The organism is Stappia albiluteola, assembly GCF_014050225.1.
GTDB classification, from domain to species: domain Bacteria; phylum Pseudomonadota; class Alphaproteobacteria; order Rhizobiales; family Stappiaceae; genus Hongsoonwoonella; species Hongsoonwoonella albiluteola.
In genome coordinates this window covers 143,200-163,351 of the sequence record NZ_JACFXV010000048.1, presented here as the reverse complement: position 1 = coordinate 163,351, position 20,152 = coordinate 143,200, and the positions used below count along the sequence as shown (strand labels likewise).

17 protein-coding genes, 1 tRNA gene and 1 riboswitch are annotated in these 20,152 nt (G+C 63.7%); of the genes, 12 read left to right on the top strand and 6 right to left on the bottom strand.

The window, feature by feature from the left end; all coding sequences use genetic code 11:
* Positions 1 to 265 precede the first annotated feature (265 nt).
* From H2509_RS08945 to H2509_RS08935, 3 genes are all read left to right on the top strand, one after another.
* A complete protein-coding gene (locus H2509_RS08945) occupies positions 266 to 1,972 on the top strand; it encodes a prolipoprotein diacylglyceryl transferase (protein ID WP_182164460.1) in 1,707 nt (568 codons plus the stop codon).
* A 79-nt stretch (positions 1,973 to 2,051) separates the two neighbouring features.
* Positions 2,052 to 2,204, top strand: a riboswitch (TPP riboswitch).
* Between the two features lie 99 nt (positions 2,205 to 2,303).
* Positions 2,304 to 3,062 (top strand): ABC transporter permease, encoded by a 759-nt coding sequence (locus tag H2509_RS08940; RefSeq protein ID WP_182164458.1) that lies wholly within the window; start codon positions 2,304 to 2,306, stop codon positions 3,060 to 3,062.
* A 42-nt stretch (positions 3,063 to 3,104) separates the two neighbouring features.
* Positions 3,105 to 4,043, top strand: a complete 939-nt coding sequence (locus H2509_RS08935) for an ABC transporter substrate-binding protein (protein ID WP_182164456.1) — start codon at positions 3,105 to 3,107, stop codon at positions 4,041 to 4,043.
* A 3-nt stretch (positions 4,044 to 4,046) separates the two neighbouring features.
* Here H2509_RS08935 and H2509_RS08930 read toward each other — a convergent pair whose 3' ends face one another.
* From H2509_RS08930 to H2509_RS08920, 3 genes are all read right to left on the bottom strand, one after another.
* Entirely contained in the window at positions 4,047 to 6,257 is a 2,211-nt protein-coding gene (locus H2509_RS08930) for a CHASE2 domain-containing protein (RefSeq protein WP_182164454.1), read from the bottom strand.
* A 115-nt stretch (positions 6,258 to 6,372) separates the two neighbouring features.
* A complete protein-coding gene (gene rpoH / locus H2509_RS08925) occupies positions 6,373 to 7,266 on the bottom strand; it encodes an RNA polymerase sigma factor RpoH (RefSeq protein ID WP_182164452.1) in 894 nt (297 codons plus the stop codon).
* 176 nt (positions 7,267 to 7,442) lie between these two features.
* Positions 7,443 to 8,492: an RluA family pseudouridine synthase gene (locus H2509_RS08920; protein WP_182164450.1), complete on the bottom strand. Its 1,050-nt coding sequence runs from the start codon at positions 8,490 to 8,492 to the stop codon at positions 7,443 to 7,445.
* Between H2509_RS08920 and H2509_RS08915 the strand changes: the two genes are divergently transcribed.
* Both H2509_RS08915 and H2509_RS08910 read left to right on the top strand, forming a co-directional pair.
* Complete coding sequence (locus H2509_RS08915) at positions 8,491 to 8,847, top strand: hypothetical protein (RefSeq protein ID WP_182164448.1); 357 nt, start codon at positions 8,491 to 8,493, stop codon at positions 8,845 to 8,847. The genes H2509_RS08920 and H2509_RS08915 overlap by 2 nt on opposite strands.
* Before the next feature lie 126 nt (positions 8,848 to 8,973).
* Positions 8,974 to 9,049 (top strand) — tRNA-Glu (locus H2509_RS08910).
* A gap of 79 nt (positions 9,050 to 9,128) precedes the next feature.
* On the opposite strand, the gene H2509_RS20955 is transcribed toward H2509_RS08910, so the two are convergent.
* The 3 genes from H2509_RS20955 to H2509_RS08895 all read right to left on the bottom strand — a co-directional run bounded on the left by H2509_RS20955 (position 9,129) and on the right by H2509_RS08895 (position 12,524).
* Complete coding sequence (locus tag H2509_RS20955; RefSeq protein WP_182164446.1) at positions 9,129 to 10,271, bottom strand: HD-GYP domain-containing protein; 1,143 nt, start codon at positions 10,269 to 10,271, stop codon at positions 9,129 to 9,131.
* A gap of 433 nt (positions 10,272 to 10,704) precedes the next feature.
* Entirely contained in the window at positions 10,705 to 11,793 is a 1,089-nt protein-coding gene (locus H2509_RS08900) for a coiled-coil domain-containing protein (protein WP_182164444.1), read from the bottom strand.
* A gap of 158 nt (positions 11,794 to 11,951) precedes the next feature.
* Positions 11,952 to 12,524 carry a DUF1134 domain-containing protein gene (locus H2509_RS08895; protein WP_182164442.1) on the bottom strand — a complete coding sequence of 191 codons (573 nt, stop codon included), beginning with the start codon at positions 12,522 to 12,524 and terminating at the stop codon, positions 11,952 to 11,954.
* 95 nt (positions 12,525 to 12,619) lie between these two features.
* On the opposite strand from H2509_RS08895, the gene H2509_RS08890 reads away from it, so the two are divergent.
* The 7 genes from H2509_RS08890 to H2509_RS08860 all read left to right on the top strand — a co-directional run bounded on the left by H2509_RS08890 (position 12,620) and on the right by H2509_RS08860 (position 19,860).
* The gene (locus tag H2509_RS08890; protein ID WP_209001880.1) at positions 12,620 to 13,081 is read left to right on the top strand and encodes a YHS domain-containing (seleno)protein; all 462 of its coding nucleotides are present in this window, start codon (positions 12,620 to 12,622) and stop codon (positions 13,079 to 13,081) included.
* A gap of 248 nt (positions 13,082 to 13,329) precedes the next feature.
* Positions 13,330 to 13,965, top strand: coding sequence for a histidine phosphotransferase ChpT (gene chpT, locus H2509_RS08885; protein WP_182164440.1), 636 nt, complete (start codon positions 13,330 to 13,332; stop codon positions 13,963 to 13,965).
* Between the two features lie 137 nt (positions 13,966 to 14,102).
* On the top strand, positions 14,103 to 16,862 hold the full coding sequence (locus H2509_RS08880; protein ID WP_182164438.1) for a hybrid sensor histidine kinase/response regulator: 2,760 nt from the start codon (positions 14,103 to 14,105) through the stop codon (positions 16,860 to 16,862).
* Positions 16,859 to 17,335 (top strand): chemotaxis protein CheW, encoded by a 477-nt coding sequence (locus tag H2509_RS08875; RefSeq protein ID WP_182164436.1) that lies wholly within the window; start codon positions 16,859 to 16,861, stop codon positions 17,333 to 17,335. Before H2509_RS08880 ends, H2509_RS08875 begins: the two co-directional genes overlap by 4 nt.
* 47 nt (positions 17,336 to 17,382) lie before the next feature.
* Positions 17,383 to 17,748, top strand: coding sequence for a response regulator (locus tag H2509_RS08870; RefSeq protein WP_182164434.1), 366 nt, complete (start codon positions 17,383 to 17,385; stop codon positions 17,746 to 17,748).
* Between the two features lie 22 nt (positions 17,749 to 17,770).
* A complete protein-coding gene (locus tag H2509_RS08865; RefSeq protein ID WP_209001879.1) occupies positions 17,771 to 18,979 on the top strand; it encodes a protein-glutamate methylesterase/protein-glutamine glutaminase in 1,209 nt (402 codons plus the stop codon).
* A complete protein-coding gene (locus tag H2509_RS08860; protein ID WP_182164430.1) occupies positions 18,976 to 19,860 on the top strand; it encodes a CheR family methyltransferase in 885 nt (294 codons plus the stop codon). Before H2509_RS08865 ends, H2509_RS08860 begins: the two co-directional genes overlap by 4 nt.
* Positions 19,861 to 20,152: the final 292 nt, after the last annotated feature.

Sequence of the window (20,152 nt, the reverse complement as noted above, 5' to 3'; positions counted from 1 at the left end):
AGCTGGAGCGGATTGTTCGGTCCGGCATGGCCGAATTGGAAGATTTCAGACGGTTTCTACCTGCGATTAGTTCCGTTCGGTTGGGCGCGGCATCTGGAACGGCATAACTGCGCTTGGGCGATTCCGCTTGGGCGCGGGTTGATCTATAAGCATAATCTTGCCGGCCCAGCGTTGAATTTCGATTCGCTTCCAGTTCTGATGTAAAGGGAAGCGGAAGCGGTATTTGTACCACCGGCCCCGAATTTCGGCGGATACGAGCGAGCAGATGGCGGATTACTATTCGGTTTTGAAGAAAACCGTGGCGGCGCTTCCGGAAAATACGGGTGCCGCAAGGCGTGCGATCTATCAGCGCGCGCGAACGGCGATCGTCAATCAGCTCAAGGCTTACGATCCGCCGCTTGCTCCTTCGGAAATCACCAACGAACAGTTGCGGCTGGAAGAGGCGATCCGCAAGGTCGAGGCGGAAGCCGCCCGTGAAACGTTGGGTCTGAACCGGCCGCCGGCACCGCCTCCCGCGCCCGCGCCTGTCCCGCCGGTTCCTGAGCCGGCGTCGCCAGCCGCTCAGGCGGAGGAACCGTCGCCGGAACCGGAACCCGAGGAGGCTCCCCCCGCGACGGTCCAGGCCTCCGCTCCCCAGCCTCCCGCTGAGGCAAAGCGCCCTGTCACCCGCCCGGAGACGATGGAGGAGCCTTCCCTACCCGAGGCGCGTGAGCCGCATCCGGAAAATTCCATTCGTCGCGAGCCGGCGATGGACGCTCCCGGATTCGCAGGCAATGGAATGCATGGCGACGCCGCGCGCGGCAGCGCGCGGCAGGCGAAGGTCGCCCCGGTTTCTTCCGGCAGGACGACGGACGCCCAGCAGTTCGAGCGCGTTGCCGCGGAACATCATCAGGGTCTCAAGCCTTCGCGGCTGCCGATGGTGATCGGCATGGCCGTTATTCTCATGGTGCTGGTGGGCATCGGCGCGGTCGTCTATTCCCAGCGCGACGCCATCCTGGCGCTCATCCAGGGCGGCGGCGAGGAAACGCCGGTTGCGGTAGAGGAGTCCTCGACGACGCCCGAAGCCGATACGCCGTCCGCCGCTTCCAACAAGAATGCCGACCGGCTGCTGACCGATGACGGCTCGCCGGCAGCACCTGACGCGCGCACGGTGACCACGACGCGTATTTCACCGCCGTCGCCGCAGGGCGGGGAAACGCCCGCGCCGCAGGACACCGTGCGGTCGGTGACGCCGGAAGAGCCTCAGGCCGCCAACGAAGAGCCTGCCGGAACGGATTTGGGCGAGGAGGAGGGCGCCGATCCCGCGCTCGAGGAGCCGTCCTCGCCGCCAGAGCAGGCCTCGTCTCAGGAGCAGGCCGCCCTCGAAACGCCGTCGGTGGCGAGCGAGCCGGCCGAAAGCCCGGCTGCCACACCGAGCGTGCCGCAGGGAGCGACGACGGTGGCGCAGCGCTCGATCCTCTACGAGGAGGGCGAGGAGAGCAACGGGTCCGGTACCGCGTCGCCCGGACAAGCAGTCTGGTCGGTCGACAAGATCGATGAGGGCGGCAAGGAAGTCACGGTGCTGAAGATCGAGGCAGACATTACCGACCGCAACGTCGGGGCCGAGGTTTCCATCAAGCCGAACAGCGACAGCTCCCTGCCGGCAAGCCATCTGGTCGAAGTGAAGTTCGACCTGCCGCCGAACTTCCCGAACAAGGGCGTTGCCGACGTTCCGGGCCTCGTCATGAAAATGACGGAAGAGGCGCGCGGCGATGCGCTCGTCGGCGCGTCGGTGAAGGTGGCGGACGGCTATTTCTGGGTTGCGCTGTCCAATGTGCCGAGCGAGCGCGAGCGTAACCTTGCGCTGCTGAAGGAGCGCGGCTGGATCGACATCCCGATCCTCTACGAGGACGGCAAGCGGGCGATCCTGACGCTTGAGAAGGGCACGCCGGGCACGCGCGCCGTCGATCAGGCCCTGGCCGCCTGGCAATAAGCAGGGGCGATCGACCGGCCGCCGCAATCTGCTGCGGTCGGGCCTCTTGCAATCTGCCGCTTTTACGATCATTCTCCGGCTCAATTCCGAGGGGTGTTCCTTTCGGACCGTGTTTTCGCGCTAGGGCAACTGCCTGGCGCGGCACGTTCCGGAGGAGCTGAGATGGCCTATGCCGGACCCTTAGAACCTGATCCGGGTCATGCCGGCGAAGGGACAGGAACCCGAGCCTTCTTTCCCGGATCTCCACGATCGCATTCGACCATGCGAATGAGGGAGATCCTTTGGTGCGTTTCAAAACGACAGTCCGTTCCCTGCGCGGGAAATCGCGGCGATGACCGGCGCTCTTCCCCTGAAGGCGCTGCGGATCGCCGTGACGACTGCGCTGCTCATCGCGCTCTGGGCAGGTCTCGTTCGCGCGCTGGAAATTCCGGCCTTCCTGCTGCCGGGACCGGGCCGCGTGGCGGCGGCCTTTGCCGGGCAGTGGGAATTCCTGCTCCATCATGCCGGCATCACGGCCTATGAGACGCTGCTCGGCTTCCTGTGCGGGGTCGCGGGCGGCGTGCTGCTTGCCCTCGTCATGGCCCTGTCGCCCGGGATGCGCCGGCTGCTGCTGCCCTCGATCCTTGTCACCCAGGCGTTGCCGGTCTTCGCGATCGCGCCGATCCTGGTGCTGTGGCTCGGCTTCGGCATCGCCTCGAAGATCGTCATGGCGATGCTGGTGATCTTCTTCTCGGTCACCTCCACCTTTTACGACGGGCTCCGGCGAACCGATCCGGGCCTGCTCGATCTCGCCGGCCTCTATCGCGCCACGCGTTTCCAGGAACTGCTGCATTTCCGTATTCCAGCCGCACTGCCCGCCCTGACCTCGGGCATTCGCATCGCCGCCGTCTTCGCGCCGATCGGCGCGATCATCGGCGAATGGGTCGGCGCCAAGGGCGGGCTCGCCTTCATCATGCTGCAGAGCAACGCCCGCATGCAGACCGACGTCATGTTCGCCGCGCTGATCCTGCTTGCCGCGATGGTGCTGGGCCTGAGAACCCTCACGGACAGCCTGACGCGCCGTCTGGTGCCCTGGCAGCGCGAAGACTGAGCCGATCTTCCGTATTCCCCCTTCCCATCCAAGGAGAAACCGATGTTCCGACTGAAATTCGCCCTGCTGGCGGCGCTGATCGCGGCAAGCACACCTGCCGCCGCGGCCGACAAACTGACCGTGCTGCTCGACTGGTTCACCAATCCGGACCACGCGCCGGTCATCGTTGCGCAGGCCAAGGGCTTCTTCGCGGCGGAAGGGCTGGATGTCGAATTGATCGAGCCGGCGGATCCAGCCCTGCCGCCGAAGCTGGTGGCGGCGGGCAAGGGCGATATCGCGATCTCCTATCAGCCGACGCTGCATGCGCAGATCGACGAAGGCTTGCCGCTGGTGCGCATCGGCACGCTTGTCGAGACGCCGCTGAACTCGCTGATCGTGCTGGAGGACGGGCCGATCAAGTCGCTTTCCGACCTGAAGGGCAAGAGGATCGGCTTCTCCGTTTCCGGCTTCGAGGACGCGATGCTCGGGCAGATGCTGCGCTCGCAGGGGCTTGGTGTGGAGGACGTGGAGCTGATCAACGTCAATTTCGCCCTCTCGCCCGCACTTCTGGCGGGCCAGGTCGATGCGGTGATCGGTGGCTATCGCAATTTCGAGCTGACGCAGATCGAGCTGGAGGGAAAGAAGGCACAGGCCTTCTATCCGGAAGAAAACGGCGTGCCGGTGTTCGACGAACTCATCTACGTGGTCCACAAGGACAAGACGGATGACGATCGCTACGCGCGCTTCCTGGCCGCCGTCGAGGCTGCGAGCATTTACCTTACCAACCATCCGCACGAAGCGTGGAACGCCTTCATCGAGGCCTATCCGAACCTCGACGACGAACTGAACCGCCGTGCCTGGAGCGACACACTGCCGCGCTTCGCCAAGCGGCCGGCGGCGCTCGATGCCGGGCGCTACGAGCGATTTGCCGCCTTCCTGAAGGAAAATGGCCTGATCAAGGAGGCTGTGCCGGTCGAGAGCTATGCGAAGGAAATCAGATAACGCCTACTTGCCGGCCTGCAGATAGGCCGGCAACTCCGCAACCCGGGCGGCGAAACGGGTGTAGAAGCTCGAAAGCCGTTCGGGAGCGATCTCCTGGCAGCGGGCCAGCGCAGCCTGCGCCTTGGCCGGATTTGCGCACGATAGCGCGTCGATCAGCCCTGCATGGGCGGTGGCGAGTGCTGTGAACTCGGCGGTGGCCGCCATCTCCGGCGTGCCGGCAAGGGCGAAGAGGCGGATGGGCTGCGACTTGCCCTTTAGGGGAATGGCGCCGGCCTCCAGATAGGCGAAATCCGGCGCGAGTTCCCTTGTTGCTTCCGAAACCAGGCATTCGGCGCCGACATCCTTGCAGCTTGCCTCGATGCGGGCGGCGATATTCACCGCATCGCCGATGACGGAGTAGTTGAAGCGGCGGCTGGAGCCCATGTTGCCGACGCAGGCCATGCCGGAGTTGATGCCGATGCCGATCCGCACCTCCCGCGTCGACATGCCGTTCTTCCTGAAGCCGAAGGCATCGTCTGCATTCAGCCTTTCGACCAGATCGAGCATGGCGAGTGCCGCCCGGCAGGCATGGCAGGCGTGATCCTCGATCGTCACCGGCGCATTCCAGAAGGCCATGACGCTGTCGCCGATATATTTGTCGATCGTGCCGGCCTCGCTCAGGATCGCGTCGCTGAGCGGCGTCAGCAGCGTGTTGAGGAAGGTGACGAGTTCGGTCGGCGTCAATTGCTCGGAAATCGGCGTGAAGCCACGCACATCCATGAAGAGGATGCTCATGTCGCGCATCTCGCCGCCAAGCTGCAGGCCTTCGGGCGAGGCTTCGAGACGGCTGACCAGTTCCGGCGCCAGATATTGCGAGAAAGCGGTGCGTACGAAGCGGCGTTCCCGCTCCGTCAGCAGGTAGAGCAGGGCGGTGGCGATGGCATAGACCATGAGATTGGCAAGCGCGGGATAGACGGGGTCGAGCAGCAAACCCTGACGGGTGAAGAGATAGCCGGCACCGCCGAAGATGAAGGCCGCGATGCCCGCGCCGAAGGCAGCCGTCCAGCCGGCACCCAGAAAGGGCAGGGTCGCCAGAATTACCGCGCCGAGCGCTGCCGTGATGATGATCTCCAGGCCGTAGGCCCAATCCGGCCGGCTGAGATAGTCGCCCGATATCACCTGTTCGGCTGCCTGCGCGTGGACGAGAACGCCCGGTACCAGTTCGCCGAGCGGTGTGACGCGGATATCCGATAGGCCGACCGCCGACGTACCGATGAAGACGATATGACCGTCGATTGCGTCCCTGACCGTCTCGTCCTTGGCGGGATCGAAGAGATCGGCGGCGGAGACGTAGCGTTCGGGCCGGTCATGGTCGAAATGCAGCCAGAGTTCGCCATTCGCGGTGGTGGGGATGGTGAAGGCGCCGACCCGCATGTCGGTGACGGCCGGGACGCCGCCGTCGGCTTCGCCGCTCGCGCTCGAGGTGCGCAGGAGAAAGCCGCCAGCACCCTGCGCGACGCGCAGCGTTTCGGCGAGCAGGCCCGGATAGAGCCGCCCGCCGTCGTTGAAGAGGAGGGGAATGCGGCGGACGACACCGGACGTGTCCTGGATCGACAGGCTGACGCCGCCGCTGCCGGAGGCTGGCTCCTCAAGCATCGGCAGGCTTGTCAGCGCGCCCTGGAAGGCGGGCAGGAACTCCACCGGATTGCGGCCGCCATAGGAGAAGCCGGCCTTCGGCGCGGGGCGCCTGTCGTTTGGCTGGGCCAGCGTCGCGAAGCCCAGGATCACCGGCGCATCGGCAATGGCTTGAGCGAATTGCCGGTCGTGGTCGGGCAGGGTGGCGATGAAGGTGCGCGCCCTGAGGGCTTCCTCGCTGCCGCCGAAATCCATGGTTCGGGTGACGGTCGCGGGCGAACTGCGGTCGGGCTCGGGAAAGACGACGTCGAAGGCGATGGCCGCCGCCCCCAGTTCGCCAAGGCGTTCCGTGAGCGAGGCGAGACGGTTGCGAGGCCAGGGCCACTGGCCGAAGGCGGCGATGGAAGCCTCGTCGATATCGACGATGCGCACGGGACTTTCCCCGGCTTCGCGCGGCCATAGGCGCTGCATGCCGTCGAAGGTGATCTCGCGGACGGCCGTCAGGAAGAAGGGATCGGCGGAGCGGACGGCGGTGACGGCGACGAGAACGAGGCCCGCGGCAAGACCCACCAGCAAGCGCTTGCGCCGCAAGACCCTCATGAATCCTCTTTCCACCCTGCCATGGCGGATTCACGTTAGGTCAAGAACAGGAAAATTGGAAGAAAGGTGCAGGGTGCGGGCTATCGCGCTGCCTGCGCCTTTCCTCATGAGTGTGTCAGCCCGCCTCGGCGGTGCGGTGTTCCAGCATGCGGGCGCTCTTGCGCACGGCTTTCTGCACCTTCTCGAAGGCACGAACCTCGATCTGGCGCACGCGTTCGCGGCTAACGCCGAATTCGGTCGAGAGATCCTCCAGCGTGACCGGATCCTCGGCGAGGCGACGCGCTTCGAAGATGCGGCGTTCACGCTCGTTCAGCACGTCCATGGCCTCGCTCAGCATCTTGCGGCGCTGGTCGAGCTCCTCCTGGTCGGCGAGGATCGATTCCTGGCTGTCGCTCTCGTCGACCAGCCAGTCCTGCCATTCGCCGGAATCGGCCTCCGCGCGGATCGGTGCGTTGAGCGAAGCATCGCCGGCAAGGCGGCGGTTCATGGAAACGACGTCTTCCTCAGACACACCGAGTTTGGTGGCGATCTCCTGCACCTGATCGGGCTTCAGGTCGCCGTCGTCGAGCGCCTGAATCCGACCCTTGAGCCGGCGCAGGTTGAAGAACAGCCGCTTCTGGCTGGCGGTGGTGCCCATCTTCACGAGGCTCCACGAGCGCAGGATATATTCCTGGATCGCGGCCTTGATCCACCACATGGCGTAGGTGGCGAGGCGGAAACCCTTGTCCGGTTCGAAACGCTTGACCGCCTGCATGAGGCCGACATTGCCTTCCGAGACCACCTCGGAAATCGGCAGGCCGTAGCCGCGATAGCCCATCGCGATCTTGGCGACGAGCCGCAGATGCGAGGTTACGAGCTTTTCTGCGGCTTCAGGGTCGTCATGCTCCTTGTAGCGCTTGGCGAGCATGTATTCTTCCTGCGGTTCAAGCATGGGGAACCGCCGGATTTCATCGAGATACCGGCTGAGCCCACCCTCTCCGGCGGTGAGCACTGGTATGTTCTGGGCCATGTATGCGCCCCTCTCCTCTCTGGTCCCTGCATCCCCGGTCCCGCTTTCCCGTCAAAGCGATGACCCTGTGGCGGATGCCCGGTCGGTGTCCGTTGCGGCCCACCGGTCATGATTATGACCCGGAGAATATAGGATGTATTGCGTCAATTACACGACCCGGATTGTCGCATTTTGTATCAGGCGTTTTCCAAGGCGTTGACAAGGCTGGAAAAATCCTCGGGCAGCGGGCTCTCGAAGCGCATGACCTCGCCGCTTTCGGGATGTTCGAAGGCAAGCAGGCCCGCATGCAGCGCCTGGCGGGAAAAACCTTCCACCAGCGCGCGGGCGGGCTCGCCGAGGCGGGCCGACTTGGTACGGAAGCCCGCGCCGTAATCCTTGTCGCCGATCAGCGGATGGCCGATATGCGCCATGTGGACGCGGATCTGGTGCGTGCGGCCCGTTTCCAGCCTGCAGGTCATGAGGCTCGCCAGCGGCTCCTTGTCGGCGGGGCCGAAGCGCCTGACGACCTGCCAATGGGTGACCGCGTGCCGTCCGCCGGTGCGCATCACGGCGATCTTCTGCCGGTTCGCGGTGGAGCGGGCAAGGGCGGCGTCCACGGTACCCTTCAAGGCGCTCGGCGCGCCCCAGACGAGGGCGCTGTAGGCCCGTTCCAGCGGCCCGGAGCGGCCGTGGTCGGCGAACTGGGCGGCCAGCGCCTGATGGGCCAGGTCGGTCTTGGCCACGACGAGGAGGCCTGTCGTGTCCTTGTCGAGGCGGTGGACGATGCCCGGTCGCCTGACGCCGCCGATACCCGAAAGGCTGTCGCCGCAATGGGCGATCAGCGCGTTGACCAGCGTGCCGGTCCAGTTTCCCGCGCCCGGATGGACGACGAGGCCGGCCGGCTTGTCGATGACGATGAGGTGGGCGTCCTCGTAGACGACGTTCAGCGGGATGTTTTCCGCCTGCGGCTCGGCGGGGGCGGCCTCCGGCACGGACAGGGCGACGGCTTCCCCTTCGTTGACCCGGTATTTCGGCTCCACTATGGTGCGCCCGCCGACCGAGGCGTGGCCCGATTTGATGAGGTTCTGTACCCGGTTGCGGCTCAACTGCCCGGCGTGGCGCGTGAGGAACTGGTCCAGTCTTTCGCCCGCTTCGCCGCTCGCGACCGTAACCTCGACCCGTTCGGCGCCGGACGGCGAGGTGTCTTCGCCCTCGAAGTCGAAATCGTCCGGAGAATTGTCCTGCATGACGCGCCCTTCATTCGATAACGATCAGGACAAGGAACCGCCGCTCGATCCGGCCGCCGAACGCCTGCAGCGCAAGCTCAAGCGACTGCTTGGCGTCTCCAGCCTGATCATGGTGCTCGGCTTCATCGCCGTCTTCGCTGCGATCGCCTATCGCGTCACGCGGGCGCCTTCAAGGCCCAATCCCGACAGTTTCGCCGCCACCGTGGCGCTTCAGCCGGGCGAGGAGGTCGCCGACATGGAGGTCGTCGATGGCCGCATCGTCCTGCTGGTGAGGAAAGGGGCGACCAGCGCGCTCCTTTATCTGGACCCGGCGACGGGCCGTCAACTGGCCCGCACGGATTTCGTGGCACGGTGAGAATTCGCGCCGGCGGTCCTGTTATCCGCCCCGTTATCCACTGGCGCGAGACCTCCGGCAGATTGGGGCTTGCAATGCGCCGGTCGAGCGGATAAACAACCGCACCTGTCCGGAAGGATGGCCGCTGCCCCCATCGTCTAGCGGTCTAGGACGCCGCCCTCTCACGGCGGAAACAGGGGTTCGAGTCCCCTTGGGGGTGCCAATCCGGTGCGTCGACATGGTCCGTGCCGAAGGCCGCTTCAGACAGGAAATCATCGCAAATTCAGCAGCGACTCGCCCGCTCAGCTCGTGGAGATGAGGCGGGCTACCTGTTCGGCGTTCGAGGTCGCCCTGCTTCTCGGGTTCGAACGCTTGAGTTCGCCGAACTCACTCTGGAAGGCGACAGGGCGAAACAGCTTCAGCAGTGCCTTGTCGAGCTTACCGCCCATGTCCAGCAGGATCGAGTAAGCGACGCGGCGGGAGTAATGCTCCTTGTAGGGGCGTTCCTCGGTCAGCGCCGCGAAGATGTCGCAGATCGTCAGCATGCGCACGAGCGGCGAAATCTCGTCGTCCCGCAGGCCGCGCGGATAGCCCGATCCGTCCAGCATCTCGTGATGATTGTGTGTGATCTCGATTATGCGGGCGTCGATGCCCTTCTGCGCCGAGAGGATTTCCAGTCCGTGCTCGGGGTGCTTCCTGATCAGCGCCATCTCCGCGTCGTCAAGCTTCCCCGGCTTGTCGAGGATGGCCAGGGGAATGCGCACCTTGCCGATGTCGTGCAGCAGGCCGCCAAGCGTGAGGATGCGCACCGTCTCGTCGTCGAGGTCGAGCGCGTCGCCGAAGGCGGCGGCGTAGCCGCTGACCATCATGGAATGGCAATAGGTGTGGCTGTGGTGACGCTGGACGAGGCCGAGCCAGGAATCGATGCCATCGCCGCGAACGGCGTCGACGATCGAAACGGCGGAATTGGCCGCGGCGGTCCGGGGCAGCGGCTCCTCGTTGAGAACGGCCTGGGTGATATCGGTGTAAAGGTTTGCCGCCTGGCGCGCCGCCGTAGCGGTGGATTCGCTCCCGCCTTCGGTAAAGTCCTCGCCGAGATTGCGGAAAACCTGCCGGACAGTGAGGTTGAGCATGTTCTTGGAATCGGCGCGGCCAAGAATCGTCGCGCCGCCAACCGCACAGGCCTGCACCACTTCATGCCGGTCGCTGCGCGAGGTGAACACGATTTTCGGCTTGTCAGGCAGGCCGGAAAAGACGCTCCGCAAGAACAGCACGTTATCCCTGACGCCAAGGTTCAGGTCGAACACCAGCATGCGGGCGTCCTGCGCGAGCTCGGGTGAGAAGGCCGAGATGGGAATGACCAACGCGCTGCAGATGTAGGGAAGCGCAGCTGCAACCCCGCGCGGTGAAGAATTGTCATCCACAATAACAAGCGCATCAATCACGATAAGTAATCCCCCTCACAACCACTGCACTATTGATGTGCCGGTATTAAAAAAACGTTAGTTTTGATTGCACTGGTGAATAGCTCGGTTATTGACCGCGATCTTGCAAAGAAATTTGTCAGGGGGAGTCGGTGATATTCTATGGACTATATTTTGCGGGAGCTGGTTCCATATTTATGGAAATATGAAAATTGAAGGGAAACTCGCGTCGACGGCAAGCAGTTTTACGCCAAAGGGAGACAATTCCCGGTCCTGGAATGTGTATTCACGCTAGGTCAAGCGATCGTTTTCAGGATTCCAGACTGGAAATGCTGCAAACTCAACGTTGCATGCAGGGTCTTTAGTATTTTTAAATTCTAATAAATTTTATCGATAATGTCCGCGAGCGGCAATTGCGTCATATTTCGAGACCGCCGGCAGGCGACATGCCGTTTCAGCGCTTGGTGGCCGACGCCGCGATGCTGTCGGAATTCTCCGAAAGCCGGCTGCGTACAAGCCGAATGCGACTGGCCAGGCTGCCGTCATCCTCATTCGCCGCAATGGGCAATGTCTCGTCGAGCGGACGCAGGTCCTCCTCGTCCGCAAGACCTGCCGTCAGCTCCGCAGCGACATCCTTCAGTTTTTCGCGAAGAAGAGAAAAATCATCCGTTGCCGCCGCTTTCGCCTCGATGCTCCGTCGAAGGGCTTCGTTCGAAGCTTCCAGCTGCGCGATCCGATCGTCCTTGCGACTGGCGCTTTCAGCCTCGCCGTCGTCGAATTCGTATCGTTCCAGTTGCAGCGTCAGCCGGGTGATCTCCGCCTGGGCCGCGATGTAGCGCGCCTCCATGTCGAAGAGCTTGTTGTCCAGCGATTTCTGCTGCTCCCGAAGCGCCCTGTCCGTGGTAAGCGGAACGGAGGCTTCCCGCCTTTGCGCTTGCGCCGCGGCGAGGGTTTCCTCCGCCTTCTTCAGCTTGTCGCGCAGCGATGCGTTTTCGGATTCAAGGGACGTGATTTCCGCCAGCAATGCGGCGTTTGCCGTCGCCGCCACTTCCGGCGAAAGAACCGGCTCCGCATGCCGGGCCTCCCCGGTCGGGGCCGTGCCGGCGGTTGCCTCGCGGTCCGCGGCGCGGCGTTCGATCTCCCGCTCCAGTTCCCGCACCTGGTCGGAAAAATCAGCCACCTGGGCTTCCAGCTCGGCGATCCGGCGCGCCTGTTCTTCGTTGCGAGCCAGCGTCTCGCGCAATTCGTCCTCGCGGATATCCTGCGCCGAGGCGACGGTCTTCGCATAGGAGGCCGCGCGGTCGCGGGCGATCCGGCTTTCCGTCAGCTCCGCCCGCAGTCCCTCGGCGACCTTTTCCAGCCGCCGGTAGTCCACGGCATGGGCGGCGCGGATCGCGCTTATCTCGGCGCGGGTGTCGCTCAGCGTCATGGGCGTGGTCGCCTCGACGGCCTTGCGGGTGAGGCGGACCGCGCGCCGCCAGATCGCCGGGATGACCGCGATTGCCAGGAGCCCGGCAATGAAGAAGCCGAGCGATGCGTACATGAGCGCTTCAATCAAGTCGGTACACCGCGTTCGATCCGCCGGATGGCTGACTAATACCTTGATTACCCGACACGAGGTCGCCTTGACAAACGCATTGACGGAAAATCATCCACCGCGGAGCCGGCCGGTTGCGCCGCGCCGGGCCCGCCCGTTCGGACTCAGAAGGGGTTCCAGGTCGGCTTGTCGGTGAATTTCAGGTAGCCGACATTGACGCCGAGCCGCGCGCCGACGCCCGAACGCACCGGAACCACGATGACGTCGCTGTTGGAAAGCACGGTCATGCCGAAACCGCCGACCAGATAGGCCGAGCCGTTGACGCCGATATAGCGGCGATAGATGGCATTGGTGGATGGCAGGTTATAGACCAGCATCATCACCCGCGCGCCGTCGCCGCCGAAATCCCAGCCGACCGACGGCCCTTGCCAGAACACCTTGTGCGTGCCGGCGTTGCGCGTGTAGAGTTGGCCCTCGCCGTAACGGGCGCCGGCCACAATCGCGCCGGACCCTTCCTCGCCGAGGATATAGCCGTTCGGCTCGCCGTAGTTCTTCACCGCATTCTCGATGACCGAGGCGAGGCCGCCCGAAATCTGCCCGAAGAACTTGTGGCCCGCGTCCACCAGCTCATTCTGGCTGTAGGTCTCGGGCGTTTGCTGGGCGCTGGCACCGCTTGCCGCGAGAACAAGAAACGCGGCGCCGAGTGCGCCGAAAACCGCTTGGAAAAGGCGTGACATCTGGACTCCTGTCCGTTGCTTCATTCCTGCATTTCCTTTCCGGCCCCGCAAGCCGGCCTTGAAACGAATCAGCGTGGAAGTGTAATCCAATTCCGATGAGAAAATTGTGGCGCGCCGTGCTTCTGGCCTTTTTGAGCCTTGGTCCGGGCACCCGGCTGCAGGCCGAGGGCCTGCCATTCGCCGCAGATCCGGCAACCGGCTATGCGCTTTCCGGCAACGATCCGGTCGCCTATTTCATCGATCACGACGCCGTGCCGGGGAAGCTCGCTTTCGAATTCCGCTGGCAGGGCGCCGTCTGGGTCTTCGTCAACGAGGGCAACCGGGCGGCTTTCGTCGCAGATCCGGCCGTCTATGCCCCGCAATTTTCAGGCTGCGATCCCTACTCGCTGGCCGAAGGCTACGCCACCACCGGCAATGCGCTTATCTTCGCCCTCTTCCGGCAGCGGCTGTTTCTGTTCTACTCCGAGGTCAACCGCTTCCTGTTCCTGGCAAACCCGGATGTCTTGCTGGCCGCTGCCGCACAGCAGGCGGACCAATTGGGCTGCTCCCTGAAATAGCAGTCGGCTCCCGCCCGGCTTCCGGCTTGGCATCGAAGGAAGGCAAGTGTAACCCTTGGGCGGGTTTCGAATCGGAGCCGAAGCGCGGAACCCTCCGGGCCAGGGCGGCCGGCGGGGCTACGGGCCGGAACCGACTTGCCCGGGCGGGACGGCGTGCGACTTCGCCAACCCGTTCCAAATTGTCAGGATGGGTCGTGACGGGCCTGAAGCAAAGCCGTCCGGTACCGTCGCGGTCCAAGGGGGATGCCATGTCGCTGATTGATGATCTTTCCGCTCTCGACCTTGCCGCGCTCGTGGCAAGCCGCGTTTGCCACGACATCATCTCCCCCGTCGGCGCGATAACCAACGGTCTCGAGGTCCTCGACGAGGAGGGCAACGAGGATATGCGCGACTTCGCCATGGACCTGATCCGCAAGAGCGCGCGCCAGGCTTCGGCCAAGCTGCAGTTCGCCCGCCTGGCCTTCGGCGCGGCCGGTTCCGCCGGCTCCGAGATCGATCTCGGCGACGCGCGCAATGTGGCGGAAGGCTTCCTGGAAAACGAGAAGGCCGACATTGCCTGGGACGTGCCGCGCCTGCTGATGGCAAAGAACAAGGTCAAGCTCCTGCTCAACCTCATCCTGATCGCCAATCAGTGCGTGCCGCGCGGCGGGACGATCACCGTCGGAATGGAAGGGGATGCGGAAGCCCCCGTCTTCATGCTTCGGGCAACTGGAGGTTACGCTAAGGTACCTGCGGTGGTGGCCGAAATCCTGGCTGGCGGCGAGCCGGAGCGCATCGACGCGCACTCGGTGCAGTCCGCCTATACATTGCTACTTGCAAGAGATTCCGGGATGGATTTAGAAGTCGTTAAGCAAGAAGATACAGTTCTCATTACTGCACGCTGAACGCGCAAGACGAACACGAAAAACAAAATTCGTTTCAACCTATCTTAACTGTTGAAGGCCACACTCCCCGAAAGAGTTTGGAGCGACCGGTCCGCTTTCCGGTAGCCCGTTCAGTAACCAGTCGGGTGAGTATGGCTATGGATGATCTCCTCAGCGAGTTCCTAACTGAAACGAACGAAAGCCTCGACGTCGTCGACGTGGAACTTGTGAAGTTCGAGCAAGAGCCGAACAACGCCAAGATCCTCGACAATATTTTCCGGCTCGTTCACACGATCAAGGGAACTTGCGGCTTCCTCGGCCTGCCCCGTCTGGAGGCGCTCGCCCATGCCGGCGAAACGCTGATGGGTAAATTCCGCGACGGTGCCAAGGTGACGCCGGAAGCGGTGTCGCTGATCCTCAGCTCCATCGACCGCATTAAGGCGATCCTGGCCGAGCTTGAGGCCAATGCCGGCGCTGAACCGGAAGGCTCCGACGAGGACCTGATCCACGAGCTGGAGCGCATGGCGCTTGCCGCCGACGGTAGCGAGGAGCCGGCGGCCGAGGAGGCGGAGGACGAGAGCGTCGCCAAGGGCGAACTGGTCTACCAGATCCTGGAGCGCCCCCTGCGTCCCGGCGAGGTATCGCTTGACGATCTGGAGCGCGCCTTCCGCGAAACCTCGATGGAGATCGAGCTGCCGGAAGAAAAGGTGATCGACGAGGAAAGCGAGCTCGATGCCGAGCTCGAAGCGGAAACCCAGCCGATCTCCGTGGCGCGCAAGCCGGCCGAAGCCAAGCCCGAAGTGCCGGCCGAAAAGAAGAAGGAAGCCAAGTCGGCGGCCGGCGGCGTTTCCAACCAGACGATCCGCGTCGCCGTCGAGACGCTCGAACACCTCATGACGATGGTGTCGGAGCTGGTCCTGACCCGCAATCAGCTGCTGGAGATCGTCCGCCGCCACGAGGATTCCGAATTCAAGGTGCCGCTGCAGCGCCTGTCCAACGTGACGGCGGAGCTGCAGGAAGGGGTCATGAAGACCCGCATGCAGCCGATCGGCAACGCCTGGCAGAAGCTGCCGCGCATCGTGCGCGACCTCAGCCAGGAACTGGAAAAGCCGATCGAACTGGAGATGATCGGCGCCGATACCGAACTTGACCGCCAGGTGCTGGAGCTGATCAAGGATCCGCTCACGCATATGGTGCGCAACTCGGCCGACCATGGTCTTGAAATGCCGGCTGACCGCCGCAAGGCAGGCAAGTCGGAAAAGGGCACCATCACCCTTTCGGCCTATCACGAAGGCGGCCACATCATCATCGAGGTCAGGGACGACGGTCGCGGCCTCGATGTGGAGAAGATCAAGAAGAAGGCGATCCAGAGCGGCCTTTCCAGCGAGGCCGAACTGGAGAAGATGACGGATCAGCAGATCTTCCGCTTCATCTTCCACGCAGGCTTCTCGACCGCCGCCCAGGTTACCAGCGTTTCGGGCCGTGGCGTCGGCATGGACGTGGTACGCAACAATATCGAGCTGATCGGGGGGACGGTCGACCTGCGCTCCACCCAGGGTCGCGGCACCAGCTTCATCATCAAGATCCCGCTGACGCTGGCCATCGTGTCGACGCTGATCGTCGAGGCCTCCGGCGACCGCTTTGCGATCCCGCAGCTTTCCGTGGTCGAGCTGGTGCGCGTGCAGACCAACTCCGAGCACCGCATCGAACGCATCAAGGACACGCCTGTGCTGCGCCTGCGCAACAAGCTGCTGCCGCTCGTCCATCTCTCCCATCTGCTCGGCATCGCCGAGGCGAAGGATGCGGATGCGAGTTTCGATCAGGACAATGGCTTCATCGTCGTCATGCAGGTCGGCAGCCAGACCTTCGGCGTGGTGGTGGACGGCGTCTTCCATACGGAGGAAATCGTCGTCAAGCCCATGTCGACCATGTTGCGCAACCTGACCATGTTCTCCGGCAACACCATCCTGGGCGACGGCTCGGTGATCATGATCATCGATCCGAACGGGGTGGCCAGCGCCATGGCGAGCCACGCTTCCGGCGCCATCGCCGAGGAAATGGCGAATGGCGGCGATGACGGCATCCAGGAAGCCGTGGAAGGCCATTCGGCGATTTCCATGCTGCTCTTCCGCGCCGGCTCGCCCGAACCCAAGGCGGTGCCACTCTCGCTCGTCACGCGCCTGGAGGAGTTCGAGGTCTCCAAGATCGAGCGTTCCAACGGACGCGATCTCGTCCAGTATCGCGGCGCCCTCATGCCGCTCGTCTATATCGATCCGGGCCAGACCCATCGCGCGGAAGGCACCCAGCCGATGCTGGTCTTCTCCGATGCGGGCCGCTCCATGGGCCTTGTTGTCGACGAGATCGTCGATATCGTCGAGGATCGCATGAATATCGAGGTTGGCTCGGAACGGCCGGGTGTCCTCGGATCGGCCATCATCAAGGAGAAGGCGACGGAGATCATCGATCTCGGCTTCTACCTGCCGCAGGCCTTCGACGACTGGTTCATGCGCAAGGAACTCGACATCTCCGCGCTGACCAAGAAGGTCCTGCTGGTCGACGACAGCGCATTCTTCCGCAACATGCTGACGCCCGTTCTCAAGGCGGCTGGCTACGACGTCACAGCCTGCCCGAGCGCCCAGGCGGCTTTCGAACTGCTGGAGAACGGCGACGTCTACAGCGCCATCGTCAGCGATATCGAGATGCCGGAAATCAACGGTTTCGAATTCTGCGAGGCGCTGCGACGCGACGCCCGCTTCCGCAAGATGCCGATCCTCGCCCTGTCGGCGGTTGTCACGCCGGCGTCGATCGAGCGGGGCCGCCAGGCGGGCTTCGACGACTACGTGGCCAAGTTCGACCGCCCGGGCCTGATCGCTGCCCTCAAGGACGTGTTCTCCGGTGAATTGGGAATTGCGGCATGAAGAAGAACGAATCCTTTACGGCAATCGCCGGCGAAACCATCCAGTATGTAACCGTCGTAATCGGAGGGCAGCTCTTCGGCCTGCCGATCTCCCAGGTTCATGACGTTTTCGTGCCGGAGAGCGTGACCAGGGTGCCCCTGGCGGCGCCCGAGGTGGCCGGCGTGCTCAACCTGCGCGGACGTATCGTGACGGCGATCGACATGCGCCGCCGCCTGCACCTGCCGCCGCGCGAAGACACGCAGATGATGGCGGTCGGCATCGAGCACAAGGGCGAATCCTATGGGCTCGTCATCGACAAGGTCGGCGAGGTGTTGACGCTGAGCGCCGATTCCCGCGAAGCCAATCCATCGAACCTGGACAAGCGCTGGGCGGAGGTTTCCGGCGGAGTTCATCGCCTGGACGGCAAACTCATGGTCATTCTCGACGTGGAACGCCTGCTGGGCGCCATGGTCGAGCCTCTGGCGGCGGCCTGATCGCAGAAAACTGATCGCCCGCGGGCGATGTGCGGGAGCACTGGCAAATGAAGCACTGTCTGGTGGTGGACGATTCCAGCGTCATCCGGAAGGTTGCACGGCGAATCCTGGAAGATCTCGACTTCAGCATCTCGGAGGCGGAGGACGGCAAGCAGGCGCTGGAAGCCTGTCGGACGAGCATGCCCGACGCGATCCTTCTGGACTGGAACATGCCGGTCATGGACGGCCTGGAATTCCTGACCACGCTGCGTCACGAGTCCGGCGGAGACAAGCCCGTCGTCGTTTTCTGCACGACGGAAAACGATGTCGCTCACATCACGCGGGCGATCCGCGCTGGCGCCAACGAATACATCATGAAGCCCTTCGACAAGGAGATCGTGGAAGCGAAGTTCCAGGAAGTCGGCCTGATCTGATCACCTTGTCGGATAAAGAGAAATGATAATGGCAAGTGAAGCGAAAGCCGTGCCCCTGAGCTCCGCGACTGACAAGATCCGTGTGATGGTCGTAGACGATTCGGTCGTAATCCGCGGCCTGCTCGGACGCTGGGTGGAAAGCGATCCGGCCTTGTCGCTTGTAGCGTCCCATCGCAATGGAAAGCTCGCGGTCGACGATATCGAACGCTCAAACCCGGACGTCGTCGTACTCGATATAGAAATGCCCGAAATGGACGGGTTGACGGCGCTTCCCCTGATGCTTCGCAAGAAGCGCGACCTCGTCGTATTGATGGCCTCGACGCTCACCCGCCGCAACGCGGAAGTGAGCCTGAGGGCCCTGTCGCTCGGCGCGCAGGATTATATCCCGAAGCCGGAAACCTCCAGCGAGGTCACAACGTCGCTCGACTTTCGCCGGGAACTGATCGACAAGGTGAAGGCCCTGGGCGCCCGTCACCGCGGCACCAGGGGACCCGCTGGCGGCGCGAGGCCGATGCGGGCGGAGACCGGCGCCGGCCGCACGGCCGTGGCGGACGCCCTGGGGCGCCCGGTCCAGCCCGCCGCGCCGCGCGTTGGCGCCTACGGCAAGCCGGCTGCGCTTCTCACCACGAAGCCCTATTCGGCGGTCAGGCCGCGGGTGCTCGCCATCGGTTCGTCGACCGGCGGCCCGCAGGCGCTGCAGCAACTGATGCGTGAAATTGGCACCGCGATCCGCCAGGTGCCGGTGGTCGTTACCCAGCATATGCCGCCGACCTTCACGGCTATCCTGGCCGAGCATCTGGGCAAGGCCGCGCTACGCCCCTCCAAGGAGGCGGAAAACGGCGAAATCCTGCAGCCCGGCAATATCTATGTCGCGCCGGGCGGACGGCATCTCGTCGTCGACAAGGAAGGCGGCCAGGCGATCGCCCGCTTGACGGACGATGCGCCGGTCAATTTCTGCAAGCCGGCGGTGGATCCCCTTTTCGACAGCGTTGCCAAGGTGTTCGGTTCCGCGACGCTCGCAGTGGTGCTCACAGGGATGGGGCACGACGGCGCGGCGGGTGTGAAGACGATCTCTGCCGGCGGCGGCAGCATCATTGCACAGGACGAGGCTACGAGCGTCGTCTGGGGCATGCCCGGTGCGGCTGCCCAAACAGGCCTTTGCAGCGACATTCTTCCGCTTGCCGAAATCGGGCCGAAAATTGCACGCATTTTGAGCGGAGGCATCCGGTGACCCCTTCAGAGTATGAGTTCTTGAAGCGTTTCCTGAAGACGCAATCCGGGTTGGTGCTTTCCGACGAAAAGCAATATCTGGTCGAAAGTCGGCTGTTGCCGGTCGCCCGAAAGGCGGGCCTTGCCTCGCTCAGCGATCTGATCGCCGCCATCCAGCGTCCTGCTTCCAACGCGCTGCAGGTGAGTGTCGTCGAGGCGATGACGACGAACGAGTCGTTCTTCTTTCGCGACAAGACGCCCTTCGACAATTTCCGCGACACGATGCTGCCGGAACTGCTGAAGTCGCGCGCTTCTCGCCGGCGGATCAAGATCTGGTGTGCGGCCGCTTCCACCGGGCAGGAGCCCTATTCGCTGGCCATGTGCCTAAAGGAAGCCGGCAGCAAGGTGGCGGGCTGGTCCTTCGACATACTCGGCACGGACCTGTCCAGCGAAGTGTTGGACAAGGCGAAGGCCGGTATCTACAGCCAGTTCGAGGTCCAGCGCGGCCTGCCGATCCAGATGCTGTTGAAATACTTCACCCAGAAGGGTGAGCTCTGGCAGATCAACCCGGACATGCGCGCCATGGTGAAATGGCGCAAGTTCAATCTTCTCGAAAGCTTCGCGACGATCGGCGAGCACGACATTGTCTACTGCCGCAATGTTCTGATCTATTTCGATCAGGCGACGAAGATCGACATTCTGCAGAAGATCGCCAAGTTGATGCCGTCCGACGGGTATCTCGTTCTTGGCGCCGCGGAAACCGTGGTCGGCCTGACGGATGCCTTCCAGCCGGTGGCCGGCGTGCGCGGTCTCTACCAGCCGAAGCAGTCGCTGGCTAGGCCGATGGCGCCCGTGACCGCACCGCGCTTTGCGGCGATCGGCGGCGGGCTCGCCGGCCGCTGAGGAGCGCCGCTTCCGTCAGTCATTCATCGAATGCGGTATGCCGGCCGGGCCTGAACAGGGGGCGGCCGGTCCCGTTTCGTCGGCGCGGCTGCTTCGTCGCAGCAGGCGATGATTTTTTGCTTTCTACGCTCCACTTCCGTTCCTTTCGGTCCGCATCCGGACTGAGAATGTTCTTTCGGCGCATGGCAGGCGAACGGGGACAGGAGAGGGGATTGCAGCGGCGATAAGCCGGCGGGACATGCTGAGGCCCCGGACTCCGAGGCGCGCGAACAACGAGCTTGAAACGCAAAAA

What these genes read in the sequence shown, in the direction of transcription:
- H2509_RS08945 (WP_182164460.1), top strand. Translation starts at nt 266, where the DNA reads ATGGCGGATTACTATTCGGTTTTGAAGAAAACCGTGGCGGCGCTTCCG.
- H2509_RS08940 (WP_182164458.1), top strand. Translation starts at nt 2,304, where the DNA reads ATGACCGGCGCTCTTCCCCTGAAGGCGCTGCGGATCGCCGTGACGACT.
- H2509_RS08935 (WP_182164456.1), top strand. Translation starts at nt 3,105, where the DNA reads ATGTTCCGACTGAAATTCGCCCTGCTGGCGGCGCTGATCGCGGCAAGC.
- H2509_RS08930 (WP_182164454.1), bottom strand. Translation starts at nt 6,257, where the DNA reads ATGAGGGTCTTGCGGCGCAAGCGCTTGCTGGTGGGTCTTGCCGCGGGC.
- rpoH (WP_182164452.1), bottom strand. Translation starts at nt 7,266, where the DNA reads ATGGCCCAGAACATACCAGTGCTCACCGCCGGAGAGGGTGGGCTCAGC.
- H2509_RS08915 (WP_182164448.1), top strand. Translation starts at nt 8,491, where the DNA reads ATGACGCGCCCTTCATTCGATAACGATCAGGACAAGGAACCGCCGCTC.
- H2509_RS08920 (WP_182164450.1), bottom strand. Translation starts at nt 8,492, where the DNA reads ATGCAGGACAATTCTCCGGACGATTTCGACTTCGAGGGCGAAGACACC.
- H2509_RS08900 (WP_182164444.1), bottom strand. Translation starts at nt 11,793, where the DNA reads ATGTACGCATCGCTCGGCTTCTTCATTGCCGGGCTCCTGGCAATCGCG.
- H2509_RS08895 (WP_182164442.1), bottom strand. Translation starts at nt 12,524, where the DNA reads ATGTCACGCCTTTTCCAAGCGGTTTTCGGCGCACTCGGCGCCGCGTTT.
- H2509_RS08890 (WP_209001880.1), top strand. Translation starts at nt 12,620, where the DNA reads ATGAGAAAATTGTGGCGCGCCGTGCTTCTGGCCTTTTTGAGCCTTGGT.
- chpT (WP_182164440.1), top strand. Translation starts at nt 13,330, where the DNA reads ATGTCGCTGATTGATGATCTTTCCGCTCTCGACCTTGCCGCGCTCGTG.
- H2509_RS08880 (WP_182164438.1), top strand. Translation starts at nt 14,103, where the DNA reads ATGGATGATCTCCTCAGCGAGTTCCTAACTGAAACGAACGAAAGCCTC.
- H2509_RS08875 (WP_182164436.1), top strand. Translation starts at nt 16,859, where the DNA reads ATGAAGAAGAACGAATCCTTTACGGCAATCGCCGGCGAAACCATCCAG.
- H2509_RS08870 (WP_182164434.1), top strand. Translation starts at nt 17,383, where the DNA reads ATGAAGCACTGTCTGGTGGTGGACGATTCCAGCGTCATCCGGAAGGTT.
- H2509_RS08865 (WP_209001879.1), top strand. Translation starts at nt 17,771, where the DNA reads ATGATAATGGCAAGTGAAGCGAAAGCCGTGCCCCTGAGCTCCGCGACT.